At 67.5% G+C, this 12,880-nt stretch carries 9 protein-coding genes; 5 read left to right on the top strand and 4 right to left on the bottom strand.

Annotated elements, in window-relative coordinates:
* The first annotated feature begins 175 nt into the window (after positions 1-175).
* The 3 genes from ABZX86_RS07305 to ABZX86_RS07295 all read left to right on the top strand — a co-directional run bounded on the left by ABZX86_RS07305 (position 176) and on the right by ABZX86_RS07295 (position 4,584).
* Positions 176-2,164 (top strand): APC family permease, encoded by a 1,989-nt coding sequence (locus tag ABZX86_RS07305; protein WP_327145218.1) that lies wholly within the window; start codon positions 176-178, stop codon positions 2,162-2,164.
* The gene (locus ABZX86_RS07300; protein ID WP_355120954.1) at positions 2,161-3,681 is read left to right on the top strand and encodes a TRAM domain-containing protein; all 1,521 of its coding nucleotides are present in this window, start codon (positions 2,161-2,163) and stop codon (positions 3,679-3,681) included. The genes ABZX86_RS07305 and ABZX86_RS07300 overlap by 4 nt, the downstream gene beginning before the upstream one ends.
* A 93-nt stretch (positions 3,682-3,774) precedes the next feature.
* Entirely contained in the window at positions 3,775-4,584 is an 810-nt protein-coding gene (locus ABZX86_RS07295) for a hypothetical protein (RefSeq protein ID WP_355120952.1), read from the top strand.
* A 274-nt stretch (positions 4,585-4,858) separates the two neighbouring features.
* Here ABZX86_RS07295 and ABZX86_RS07290 read toward each other — a convergent pair whose 3' ends face one another.
* Positions 4,859-5,554, bottom strand: coding sequence for an SIMPL domain-containing protein (locus ABZX86_RS07290; protein WP_355120950.1), 696 nt, complete (start codon positions 5,552-5,554; stop codon positions 4,859-4,861).
* Between the two features lie 237 nt (positions 5,555-5,791).
* A complete protein-coding gene (gene glsA / locus ABZX86_RS07285; protein ID WP_355120948.1) occupies positions 5,792-7,660 on the bottom strand; it encodes a glutaminase A in 1,869 nt (622 codons plus the stop codon).
* 144 nt (positions 7,661-7,804) lie between these two features.
* Between glsA and dxs the strand changes: the two genes are divergently transcribed.
* Together dxs and ABZX86_RS07275 are read left to right on the top strand one after the other, a co-directional pair.
* On the top strand, positions 7,805-9,811 hold the full coding sequence (dxs, locus tag ABZX86_RS07280) for a 1-deoxy-D-xylulose-5-phosphate synthase (protein WP_355120946.1): 2,007 nt from the start codon (positions 7,805-7,807) through the stop codon (positions 9,809-9,811).
* A 103-nt stretch (positions 9,812-9,914) separates the two neighbouring features.
* Positions 9,915-10,724 carry an enoyl-CoA hydratase gene (locus ABZX86_RS07275; protein ID WP_355120944.1) on the top strand — a complete coding sequence of 270 codons (810 nt, stop codon included), beginning with the start codon at positions 9,915-9,917 and terminating at the stop codon, positions 10,722-10,724.
* A gap of 108 nt (positions 10,725-10,832) precedes the next feature.
* Here the strand turns inward: ABZX86_RS07275 and ABZX86_RS07270 are convergent, their stop codons facing one another.
* Positions 10,833-12,089: a ribonuclease D gene (locus tag ABZX86_RS07270; RefSeq protein WP_355120943.1), complete on the bottom strand. Its 1,257-nt coding sequence runs from the start codon at positions 12,087-12,089 to the stop codon at positions 10,833-10,835.
* 139 nt (positions 12,090-12,228) lie between these two features.
* The gene (locus tag ABZX86_RS07265) at positions 12,229-12,858 is read right to left on the bottom strand and encodes a DUF3000 domain-containing protein (protein ID WP_355120941.1); all 630 of its coding nucleotides are present in this window, start codon (positions 12,856-12,858) and stop codon (positions 12,229-12,231) included.
* Between the last annotated feature and the right edge of the window lie 22 nt (positions 12,859-12,880).

Raw genomic sequence — 12,880 nt, 5'->3', positions numbered from 1 at the left:
CGAGTTTTCCCCGAGGCACTTTCCCCCTCTGGTCGGTATTCAAACCGGAATCGGAAAAAGCCCACACTGCGCAGCAGGAGAAACTCACCGTGTTCAGGGGCCACACTACGGTCCCGGACCGGAACCTGCCGCGCCGTGGACGCGGCGGGGTCCGCGCTCCCTTATGCTCACCAAAGTGTCGAAGTTGACGACGGCCGCCAAGCGCATGCTGGTTGGCCGCCCATTCCGTAGTGATTCCCTGGGCCATACGCTGCTGCCCAAACGGATCGCACTCCCGGTCTTCGCCTCCGATGCTTTGTCATCGGTGGCTTACGCACCCGAGGAAATCTTTCTGGTGCTGTCGGTGGCCGGGCTCTCGGCGTACACGTATGCGCCGTGGGTCGGGTTGGTGGTCGCTTTGGTGATGGCGGTTGTGGTCGCCAGCTACCGGCAGAATGTGCACGCCTATCCCTCGGGCGGCGGTGATTACGAAGTCGCCACCAAGAACCTCGGCCCGACCGCGGGACTGACCGTCGGCAGTGCGCTGCTGGTGGATTATGTGCTCACCGTGGCGGTGTCGATTTCCTCGGCGGCCTCCAATATCGGTTCGGCGGTGCCGTTCGTCTCGACACACAAGGTGTTGTTCGCGGTCGCGGCGATCGTGATCCTCACCGCTATGAATCTGCGCGGCGTGCGGGAGTCGGGCACGATGTTCGCGATTCCCGTCTACGCCTTCATGATCGGCATGTTCGTCATGCTGGTCTGGGGGTTCACCCGGATCGGGATCCTCGGCCAGGACGTGCACGCGGAGTCCTACGGGTTCGGCCTCAAAGCCGAGGAATCGCATCTGCTGGGAGTTCCGCTCGTCTTCCTCATCGCCCGCGCCTTCTCGTCCGGTTGTGCCGCGCTGACGGGTGTGGAGGCCATCAGCAATGGTGTTCCGGCGTTCCGGAAGCCCAAGTCGCGCAATGCCGCGACCACGCTGCTGCTGCTGGGCAGCATTGCGATCACCATGTTCATGGGCATGATCGTGCTCACCCAGAAGGTCGGCGTCGTCTACGCGCAGCGCACCGACGATCTCACCGGCGCACCGGCCGGCTATGAGCAGAAGACGCTCGTCGCGCAGCTGGCGGGCGCGGTGTTCCACGGTTTCCCGGCCGGGTTCTACTTCATCACCACCGTCACCGCGCTGATCCTGGTGCTGGCCGCGAACACGGCGTTCAACGGTTTCCCGGTGCTGGGCTCGATCCTGGCGCAGGACCGCTACCTGCCGCGCCAGCTGCATACGCGCGGTGATCGGCTGGCCTTCAGCAACGGCATCATCTTCCTGGCCGGCGCGGCCATCGCGTTCGTGGTGCTGTTCGGCGCCGAGGTGACCCGCCTGATCCAGCTCTACATCGTCGGCGTCTTCGTCTCGTTCGTGCTCAGTCAGACCGGCATGCTGCGGCACTGGACGCGGCTGCTGCGCACCGAGACCGATCCGGCGCAGCGCGCGCGTATGAAGCGGTCCCGGGTGATCAATGCGATCGGCCTGAGCATGACCGCGGCCGTACTGGTGATCGTGCTGGTCACCAAGTTCCTGGCGGGCGCCTGGATCGCGATTGTCACCATGGCCGCCATCTTCGGCATCATGAAGCTCATTCGCCGCCACTACGACACCGTGTCCAGGGAACTGGACGAGACCGAATGGGACGGTGTGCTGCCCAGTCGCACGCACTCCATCGTGCTGGTGTCGAAATTGCATCTACCGACCAAGCGGGCCATCGCGTATGCCCGCGCCACACGACCCGACACCATCGAGGCCATTACCGTGAACGTCGACGAACCAGACACCCGGGCGTTGGTGCGGGAATGGGAGCGCAGCGACATTTCGGTGCCGCTCAAGGTGATCGAATCCCCCTACCGTGAAATCACCAAACCGGTGGTCGATTACGTGAAGCGCGTCCGCAAGGATTCCCCGCGCGATGTGGTGACCGTGTTCATCCCCGAATACGTGGTCGGCCACTGGTGGGAACAGTTGCTGCACAACCAGAGTGCGCTGCGCCTCAAGGGCCGCCTGCTGTTCGAGCCGGGTGTCATGGTGACCTCCGTGCCGTGGCAGCTGAGCTCCTCCGCCAAGGCCCGTGCGGGCCGTGAAGTCAATGCGCCTGGTTCGGTGCGGCGCGGTTTCGGAGACGAGTCATGAGCAGTGGCGAGAATTGGCGCGGTGCGGTGTACGAGGTGCGCCTCGGCCCGCCCGGGCACGGTGGTTTCTGTGTGGCCCGGCACGAGGGCCGGGTGCTGTTCGTGCGGCACGGACTGCCGGGGGAGCTGGTGCGCGCTCAGGTGACTGAGGATCGCGGCGGTTCGTTCTGCCGCGCCGATGCCATCGAGATCCTGGAGCCTTCGGTCGATCGGGTCGATCCGACGTGCCCGGTGTCCGGACCCGGTGGCGCGGGTTGCTGTGATTTCTCGCATGCCACACCGGAAGCGCAGCGTGCGCTGAAGGCGTCCGTGGTCTCCGAGCAGCTGCGCCGTCTTGCCGATTGGGAGACGGATTTCGAGGTCGAGGTCATTCCGATTCCGCCGCGCGGCACGGCGCCGCGACGGGTGGGACGCAGCGGTATCGCTACCGGCGGTGTGCGCGGCATTGCGGCCGGGCGGGTGCGGAGCGCTGCGGCGGGCCGCGTGTATGACGCCGCGGCAGGCCGCGTGTCTGGCGCTGCGGCGGGCCGGGTGTCCGGCAGTGCGGTGCATGACGAGGCGAACGGCCTCACGGTGAGTGACCTCGACGTGAATGGCATTGCGCCGCTGTCGTCTTCCGGCGGCTGGCGTTCGCGGGTGCGCCTGGTGGTCGATGCCGAGGGCCGCGCCGGCGTGCACGGTTACCGCAGTACCGATGTGATCACCGATCTGCGCTGCCCGCAGCCGATCGCCGGAGCTATGACCGGCATTGCCGATCGCACCTGGACTCCCGGCGCGGATCTTGTTGTCGCCGTGGACGGTGACGGCGTGCGGCACATTGTGGAGCTGGCCCCCGCCGAGGTGCGGTCCGGTAGCCGCCCGGAGGCCCGCGATCGCCGCGGTGGCCGCAATTCCGCCGCGGCCCGCCGTGCGGCCGCCAGCCGTGCCCGCACGGAGCGCGTGATCGAGGGCAGCGGCGTGGCCGTGCAGTATGTCGCGGGCCGTCGCTGGGAGGTCTCGGCCACCGGGTTCTGGCAGCCGCATTCCGGTGCGGCGCAGATGTATTCGGATGTGGTGGCGGAGTGGTCCGATGCCGCGCCGGGCACGCTGGGCTGGGATCTCTACTGCGGTGTCGGCGTTTTCGCCGCGCGCCTGGCCGATCAGGTCGGTGCGGACGGTGCCGTGCACGGTGTCGAGTCCGCGCGTTCCGCGGTCGAGGAGGGCGAATCCGCCCTGCGTGATCTGCCGTGGGTGCAGTTGCGGGCCGAGCGGGTCGAGCGCTGGATCGTCGAACAGCCCGACACCGCACCGGATGTGGTGGTGCTGGATCCGCCGCGCGCGGGTGCGGGCAAGGACGTCATCGCCGCTCTCGGTGAACGCGGGCCGCGCCGGATCGTCCACATCGGTTGTGATCCAGCCGCTTTCGCCCGTGATCTCGGTCTCTACCGCAATGCCGGGTACAAGCCCAGCGGCCTGCGGGTATTCGATGCCTTCCCGGCCACCCACCACATCGAATGCGTGGCTCTGCTCGAGCGCTGAGCCGAATCGCGGTGCGGGAGTGCCGCTCTCCGCCGGCCCGCTGGAAACTGGCTGTGCGGCGGCCGATTCGGGGCATCGGTCAAGATGAGGATCATGACTACGCTGTCGGATCCGACGCTTTCGGCGGTGCTGGAACTCATCTACGCAGATCAGTCCAAGTTCCACTCGCTGGAGGGGCTGCTGCTGAGTGTGGATCTCAAGCGCCCCGAGTACACGGCGGCGATGTGGGTGAATGCCGAAAGCTATTGGGGCAGGCTGGTCACCCCGGTGTACGGCGCGCGCCTGGCCGCACTGGCCGGGAGCGCCGAGGCGGATCAGGCGCTGTTGAATCTGGCCGAACTCACCGCGCAGAAGTTCCTGCGCGGTGAGTCCACCGAGCGCAAGCAATTACCGCCCTGGCTCCCCGGCTTCCGTGCGGCCCTGCTGACCGACGGCTACCAACTCCGCATCGAGCGCAGCGGCGACCAGCCGGGCGAGACAATGATCCGCTGCCGCCTCAGACCCACCCACCGCCTGCCGCTGCAGCTGGCCGAGCAGATCGCCCTGATCGAAACCGAACTCGAACTCCGCGGCCAGCACACCCCGCTGGACCACCTCCAGCAGGCCACCCGCTGCTACTCCCGCCGCGACTACGCCGCCTGCGAGGAACACCTCCGCGCCACCCTCGACCACCTGACCGCCTACGCGGTGGGCACCCCCGAACCGGACAGCACCAAAAACGTCCGCCACCTCGTAGACACCTCCCGCCTCACCGTCCGCGACGGCACCCGCCTACTCCGCGACCTCCGCATCATGACCTCCACCAACCCCCACCCCCACCGCACCCGAGCCGACGCCACCCGCTTCCGCATCCAACTCACCGCCACCCGCGCGAAAACCCTGCTCTCCCACATCGAATTCTGAAGCAGCACAACAGCATCAAATTGCGCCCGGAGCCAACTCGTCCCGGCGCGACACTTCGCCCGTCATCCCGGCGTGCTTGTGGCCGGGATCCATCAGCGGAGGGAGATCCCGGCCAAAACCATGCCGGGATGACGAGGGGGATCTCATGCCCAGATGGCGAGGGGCAGTCATGCAGGTGTGGCGAGGGGCCGCTCATGCCGGGATGACAAGGGGCGCATGCCGGGATGGCGCTGCGCGGCTCCGTGTGTGCTCAGGCGTCGGCGCTGAGGCAGGCTCAGCCGAGGAGCCAGGTCGCCCGGATCGTGGCGGACAGTTCGCTTTCGCCGAGTTCCATCGGTACCGGGGGAGCGCCGCCCATATCGCTCTTGGCGGCGGCGAAGGCTATGCGGGGCATGGGGGTTGAGGATCCAGAGGTGTTCTCGGTGATTTCCAGGACCGGGCCGAGGGTGCGGCCCGCACGGGTGGCGTACTGCTCGGCCTTGGCGAGGGCGTGATCCCAGGCGGCGTCGCGGGCGCGAGTGAGCAGGCTCTCGGGATCGCTCACGGTGAGTGCCAGCCCGCCGAGCCGCACATCGTCGCCACCGGCTTCGACGGCGTGCGCGATGATCGCGGCCGGACCACCGTCCGCGGTGCCCTTCGCCGCTCCCGACGGTGTGGCGATATCGCGCAGTGTCACCGTCAGCGAGGTGCTCGCCACATATCCGACGATCTGTTCCCGATTGCCTTCCGTCCATACGGTTTCCGTGCGCACCGACAGCCCACTGGTCGAGATGTCCCGCCCGGGCACCCCGTCGCCGCGCAGTGACCCGATGAGCGCGTCCGCGCGCTCTCCGGCTTGCGCGTACGCGGTCGCGACACTGTCGGCCTTGGTCTCGATCGACATGGTCACCCGCATGAGATCGGGTGTGCCGCTCGCGCTCCCGGCGCCGAACGTCGTAATGGTGCCGGAATCGATGGCAGTACTGGTCACGGCGTCCTCCTCGATCGGTGCCAGGGCACCCCGATGCTACCGACGCCCGACACACCGAACGCCGCGCCGCGCGGTCACTCCCGGCGGGGCTGAACCTCGCAGTGCGTTGCCAGAGCCCGCCGGGGCCGATCATTTCGCGTGGCCCTTGCTCGAACCGGGCGCGAATGCGTCCTGGGTGATCGGGCGCGTCGATGGACCACGCGTGGCCCCGCCCGGATTCGTCCGAGCTGGTGGGCTTCAGACCCCGCCGTGGGCTGCCAGCGCGCGTACGGCGGCATCGGCTTGGGCGTAGGCAGCGGTGGCGAGCCGTTCCAGCAGCGCCAGTTTCACCTCCGGCGCCTGACCGGTGAGCTGATCGAACTTGTCCGGCGGCAGCACCGCGAGCCGCACCGTCGTCTCGGCGTAGATGTCATTGCTGAACTGCACCCCGGTCAGCAGCGAGATCTCACCGAACGACATGCCCGGTGACAATGAGATCAAGCGGTGCCGCCGCCCGTCGCGATCCTCGAATGTCACCCGGACCCGCCCGTCGAGGATCAGGAAGAGCCCGGCGCGCGGACTGTCGCGTGCCACGATGCGTTCCCCACGCGCGACCGTCCGGATCTCGAATTCCTTTGCCAGCCGCTGCCTTTCATCATCGGGCAGATCGGCGATGGCCGGATGCTGTTCCACTCGCAGCGCCGCTGCGGGCGTGCAGTCCTCCGGCCGGTACCGGTCGACAATGAGCTGCTCACACCATTCGGTGGCGCTGTCCCGGTCCGCGAACACCCGCCCGTGCGGGTCCTTGGGATCCAGGCTCGAGGTCATATGCCCGAGCTTCGCCTCCGGATCGACCAGTGCGACACGGCATCCGGCGGCGGCCAGTTCGGCTTGCAGATCATCGATCATGCGCACCGCGATCTCGCTCACATCGGCCACCTCACGCAGATCCAGCACCAGCGCCTCCAGCTGCCCGGAGGTTTCCTCCACGGCCCGCACCGTGGATTCCGCACCCGCGAACAGCAGATCGCCGTGCAGTTCGAAGATGCGGGCGCGGTCGCCCCACTCCCGCAGTACCGCAAGCTCATCCGCGTCCCGGCGCAGTCGCGAGGGCGCCTCGGCCACCGAGTACGCGGTCCGAATGGCGGTGTGCGCGGCGCGTGTCACATGCAGGAAGTGCAGCCCCAATCGGTGTGAGAGTTCCCGGCAGGCCTTCACCCCGCGCACGCTGCTGCCGTGTGCGTCGAGCCGCGGCGAGTACACCGCGATGCCGATCTGCCCGGGCAGCACGGCCAGGATGCCGCCGCCCACACCGCTTTTCGCGGGCAGTCCGACGGTGGTCACCCAGTCGCCCGCCGCGTCGTACATGCCGCAGGTGGTCATGACGCTGAGCACCTGCTCGACCAGCGGTCCGGTGAGCGCGCGTTCGTGCGTGAGCGGATTCACGCCGTTGTTCGCCAGGGTGGCGGCCATCATGGCGAGGTCGCGGCAGGTGACATCGATGGAGCACTGCCGGAAATACCGGTCCACGGCTTCTTCCGGATCACCGTCGATGATGTTCGCGCCGCGCAGCAGATATCCGATGGCGCGATTACGGAATCCGGTGCGCGCCTCGGAAGCGTAGACATCCTCGTTGAGTTTCAGTTCGCGCCCGGCGAATCGGCTGTAGCTGCGACGTATCCGGGCAAACCGGTCAGCCGCATCACGGCCTTCGATCAATCCGGCCGCGGCAATGGCGCCGGCATTGATCATCGGATTGCGCGGCCGCTGTGTCTTGGGGTCCAGACTGATTTCGTAGAACGGTTCCCCGGTGGGTTCCACATCGATGCGCTCGGCCATCGCTGCGGTTCCGTGATCGGCGAGTGCCAGTGCGTAGGTGAACGGTTTCGAAATCGACTGAATTGTGAAGCAGGTGTCCAGATCTCCGCTGCCGTACACCTGCCCATCGGCCGTGGCCAGGCAGATGCCGAACGAATCCGGTTGTACCGCTGCCAGTTCCGGGATGTAGTCGGCCAGCTCTCCGGAGGTGTCGGCGCGGCACAACTCGTATACTTCGTCGATGATGCGAGCCACCACGCCGTGGCCGGTCTGCGGCGACTCGCCGTTGGCCGAAATTGGGGGGACCACAGGCCCACTGTATCCGCGTAATGTGTGTGGAGCCTCACATTCCCTGCGGATGTCGCAGGTGACAATTAGTTCCTGGGGTCGGGGGCCGCTGCAGGCTCCGTAGACTGTTGCAATCACAGGAGATATCCGGAGGGAGCAATAGCCGTGGGAGTGCTTTCCCGGGTCGACATGCCCGAGGATCTGCGTCGGTTGTCGATACCGGAGCTACGCGAGCTGGCGGAGGAAATTCGCGAGTTCCTGGTGCGAAAAGTCGCCGTTACCGGCGGGCACCTGGGCCCGAACCTCGGTGTCGTGGAGCTGACCATCGCGCTGCACCGGATCTTCGATTCGCCGACCGACCCGATCATCTTCGATACCGGGCACCAGTCGTACGTGCACAAGATTCTGACCGGCCGCAAGGACGGGTTCGACACGCTGCGCAAGAACGGCGGCCTGTCGGGCTATCCGTGCCGCGCCGAGAGCGTGCACGACTGGGTGGAGTCCTCGCATGCGTCGGCCTCGCTGTCGTATGCGGACGGACTGGCCAAGGCGTTCGCGCTGACCCGGCAGAAGCGGCATGTGGTCGCGGTTGTCGGTGACGGCGCGCTGACCGGCGGTATGTGCTGGGAGGCGTTGAACAATATCGCCGCCGGCCAGGAGCGCTCGGTCATCGTGGTGGTCAACGACAATGGCCGCTCGTATGCGCCGACCATCGGCGGTCTCGCCGAGACGCTGGCCGGACTGCGCATGCAGCCCGCCTACGAGCAGGCGCTGGACGCCACCAAGCGCATCGTGCAGTCCATTCCGCGCGTGGGGGATTCGGCCTATTCGATGCTGCACGCCCTGAAGACGGGCATCAAGGACGCGGTCGCGCCGCAGGAGCTGTTCGGCGATCTGGGCCTGAAGTACGTGGGCCCGGTCGACGGTCACGACACCGTCGCGGTCGAGGCGGCGCTGCGGCGCGCCAAGGACTTCGGCGGTCCGGTGGTGGTGCACGTGGTCACCCAGAAGGGCCGCGGCTACAAGCCGGCCGAGGACCATGTGGCCGACCAGATGCACGCCATCAACCGCATCGACCCGGAAACGGGTGAGCCGGTGGGTGCTTCGACCGCGCCGAGCTGGACCTCGATCTTCTCCAAGGAGCTGATCGAACAGGCCGAGCAGCGTGACGACATTGTCGCCATCACCGCCGCCATGCCGGGTCCGACCGGATTGTCGGCATTCGGAAAACGCTTCCCGGAGCGCATGTTCGACGTCGGCATCGCCGAACAGCACGCCATGACCTCCGCGGCCGGTATGGCGCTGGGCGGTCTGCATCCGGTGGTGGCCATCTACTCCACCTTCCTCAACCGCGCGTTCGATCAGCTGCTCATGGATGTGGCGCTGCTCAAGCTGCCGGTGACCCTGGTACTCGATCGCGCCGGTGTCACCGGTGACGACGGCGCCAGCCACAACGGCATGTGGGACCTGTCGGTGCTCGGCATCGTGCCCGGTATCCGGGTGGCGGCCCCGCGTGATGCAGCGACGCTGCGCGAGGAGCTGGGGGAGGCCCTGCACATCAGCGACGGGCCCACGGCCGTGCGCTTCTCCAAGGGCAGTGTCGCCGAAGACATTTCCGCGGTCGAGCGCTTCGACGGCGTGGATGTGCTGCGCCTGCCCGAATCCGGCGACGCCACCGCGCAATCGGTGCGCGCCGATGTCCTGCTGGTCGCGGTCGGCGCTTTCGCGGACCTCGCCCTGAAGGTCGCGGATGTGCTGGAGGCGGAGGGTGTTTCGGTCACCGTCATCGATCCGCGCTGGGTGCTCCCGGTCTCGGACGCGGTGGTGAAACTGGCCGAGAACTACCGGCTCGTGGTCACCCTCGAGGACAGCGGCCTGCACGGCGGCATCGGCTGTACGGTCTCGGCGCGCCTGCGTGAGGCCGGGCTCGATGTGCCGACGCGGGATATCGGTGTGCCGCAGCGCTTCCTGGACCATGCCACGCGTGGCCAGGTGCTGCAGGATCTCGGTCTCACCCCGGCCGATGTGGCACAGCGCATCGGCGGCTGGCTGAGCGGAAGCGCACAGCAGGCGGTCGAGGAGCAGGTGCCCGGGGCGGGCCTGCGGTTGGCCGAGGTTGCCGAGCAGGCGACCGCGGTGGAACTCGAACAGGACAGGGTACTGGCGGAATAGGCGGCCCGGCGCGGCTTTTCGGGATTGGGATCGAGCGTAGGCAGCGCTGAGCTTCTCGCGTACATTCTGTAACCGGTTGCAGTTTTTCCGGTCAGGAGTTCGCATGTCGCCAGAGTTCGTGCTCGTCGAGAAGCCGCGCCCAGGTATCGCACTGGTCACCCTCAACCGCCCCGAGCGGATGAATGCCATGGCCTTCGATGTCATGGTGCCGCTGCGCGAAACCCTGGAGGCGGTCGCCGCCGACAATGACGTGCGTGTGGTGGTGCTCACGGGTGCCGGCGACGGCTTCTGCTCGGGCGCGGACCTGACCCATGCGGGCCGCGTGCCCGGTGTCGAGGGCCTGACCAAGACCAGCGTCGCCCGCCGCTCCATGGAGCTGCTCAACAATGTGATGCTCACCATCCGCCGCATGCATCAGCCGGTGCTCAGCGCCATCAATGGCGCGGCCATCGGCGGCGGTTTCTGCCTGGCCGTCGGCACCGATCTCCGCATCGCCTCCGAGGAGGCGTACTTCCGCGCCGCAGGCATCAACAATGGCCTGACCTCGGCCGAACTAGGCATCAGCTACCTGCTGCCGCGCGTGGTCGGCACCACCCGAGCCTTCGAGATCATGCTCACCGGCCGCGACGTGGATGCCACGGAAGCCGAACGCATCGGCCTGGTTTCGCGCGTCGTCCCCGCCGACAAACTCCTCGAGTCCGCCTACGACACGGCCGACCAGATCATCCGCTGGAGCCGCGTAGGCACCGAACTCACCAAGCGCATGCTCTGGAGTGGCATGGAAGCCGGCAGCTTCGAATCCCACATGCAGCACGAGGGCACCGCCCAGCTCTACGTCCGCCTGACCACCGAAAACTTCGACGAAGCAATCCGCGCCCGCAAGGACCGCCGCCCGCCGGTCTTCGAAGACTGACTTCGTCATCCCGGCGCGTTTTTGGCCGGGATCCATACTCAGGACTGATCAGCCGACCTGGTGGATCCCGGCCAAAAGCATGCCGGGATGACGAGAGTGTTGTCCGGCTCAGGCTTCTTTGTCGTCGGCCGGGAAGAGTGCATCGGCCAGTCGCGAGACGGCTAGTTCCCGCTGCCACGGTCTTGCTCCGCCCGCGGACAGGAAGTCGTCGATCAGGGCCGGGCCTTCGCCGTCCGTGATCGTGCGCGGCAGCCCGTCCCAGCACATGCGCCGCAGCAGGTCCGGCATCAGCAGGTTCTCCACCGGCACCGACACTTCGTTCGAAAGTTCGCTCATGGCCGCGCGAGCGTGCTGCAATCGCGCGGCGGCGGCCGGATCCCGGCGTTCCCACCGGTTGACCGGCGGCGGGCCGTCGAACGGTTGCGTGAGCGGCGGCAGCTCGCTCTCGGGCAGCGCCCGGGCACGTTCGACCGCGCCCAGCCACTCGCGCGAGTAGCGCCGCTGCCGGGGCCCGCCGAACACCGGCAGCGCCCGCAGCTGGGCAATGGACTTGGGCTCACTATTGGCCGCGGCCACGATCGCCGAATCGGGCAGAATGCGCGCCGGCGCCACATCGCGGAGCCGGGCCAGCCGGTCGCGGGTGGTCCACAGTTCGCGCACCACACCCAGCTGCCTGGTGCGTCGCAGCGTGTGGATGCCGGACGTCCGCCGCCACCGATCCGATTTGGGCGCGGAGGGTTCGGCCAGCCGCACATGCTCGAATTCCTGTGCCGCCCAATCGGTCTTGCCCTGCTCCTCGAGCTCCTGCGCGACCGCGTCCCGCAGCTCCAGCAGCAGTTCCACATCGAGCGCCGCGTAGTTCAGCCATTCATCGGGCAGCGGCCGGGTCGACCAGTCGGCGGCCCCGTGGCCCTTGCGTAGTTCCCGCCCGAGCAGCTTCTCCACCATGGCGGCGAGCCCGACCCGCTCGTACCCGGCCAGTCGCCCGCCCAGTTCGGTGTCGTACAGCCGCGCCGGGTACAGCCCGAGCTCCGCGAGCCCCGGCAGATCCTGATCGGCGGAGTGCAGCACCCATTCCAGATCATTGATCGCATCGGCGAGCGGCGTGAGGTCACCGTCCACCGGAATCGGGTCGATGAGGAAGGAGCCGGCGCCCGCCCGCCGCAGCTGAATGAGATAGGCCCGATTCGAGTACCGGAAGCCGGAGGCGCGTTCCGCGTCAACCGCGAGCGGCCCGGTGCCGGCGGCGAGCAGCCGCGCGGCGTCCGTGATCGCGGCAGCACTGTCCAATACCGGCGGCACACCCTCCGCTGGCGCGAGCAACGGTACCGCGGCAGTGGCTTCGGGCTCTTCTGGTACGGACATGGTCTTGAACTCTACGGGTAGGACAGTGGCGATCCGCGTCACGTCGGATAAACAAACAAGGGCGACTCGGCGCCGGACTTTCGGGAATGCTAGTTGCCCGGCGCCGATTTCGTTGCAGTACAGAAGTTCTCGCGCGAGCCTAGTCGGAATCGATGTCGCCGCGCCGGGTATCCAGTCGGGTTACCCCCGCCGGCGGCAGCCCCGCGGCGTACGCGAGAACTTCGCAGAAGGCCTCCACATGCGGCCGCATAGCGGTATCGCCGACCGTCCACGAGGCCCGCAATTCGAGCTGATGCGCGCGCGGCGGCCCCGCGATATCGCCGTATCGCACCGAACTGGTCGAGGTGACGGTGCCGCCCAGCGCCGTGAACGGCGTCCGCGATTCGAGCGAGTCCACCAGCCAACTCCATGCCACCTCGGGTAGCAGCGGATCGGCGGCGAGCGCGGAGTCGATATCGGCCTGGATATAGGCCACCAGCCGGAAGACGCCGTTCCAGGCCTCCTGCCCGTTCGGGTCGTGCAACAGGATCAGGCGGCCGAAGGCATCCCCGTCGGAATCGACCGGAACCACATTCGTGTCAGGGCGAGTGACTTCCGCTCCTAGTGCATAGGAGTAGGGAGCCAGGCGCTGTGGAGGGCGGATCGGAGCTAGCTCGATCCGGGGGTGCATTGTTGCGGTTCCCATCGCATCGACCGCGGCTCGGAACCTTGCGGGTTCTTCGGGCTCCGGGGTCGGTGCGGCGCCGTCGCGGAAGTCGAGCGGTGTCACGTATGAGGACGGTAGACCTCTC

Source organism: Nocardia sp. NPDC006630, from assembly GCF_040611495.1.
In the GTDB taxonomy this organism is placed as follows: Bacteria; Actinomycetota; Actinomycetes; order Mycobacteriales; family Mycobacteriaceae; genus Nocardia.
This window is presented reverse-complemented; position numbering and strand designations above follow the sequence as displayed.

Coding starts and splice junctions, on each gene's coding strand:
- ABZX86_RS07300 (WP_355120954.1), top strand. CDS start 2,161: ATGAGCAGTGGCGAGAATTGGCGCGGTGCGGTGTACGAGGTGCGCCTC.
- ABZX86_RS07295 (WP_355120952.1), top strand. CDS start 3,775: ATGACTACGCTGTCGGATCCGACGCTTTCGGCGGTGCTGGAACTCATC.
- ABZX86_RS07275 (WP_355120944.1), top strand. CDS start 9,915: ATGTCGCCAGAGTTCGTGCTCGTCGAGAAGCCGCGCCCAGGTATCGCA.
- ABZX86_RS07270 (WP_355120943.1), bottom strand. CDS start 12,089: ATGTCCGTACCAGAAGAGCCCGAAGCCACTGCCGCGGTACCGTTGCTC.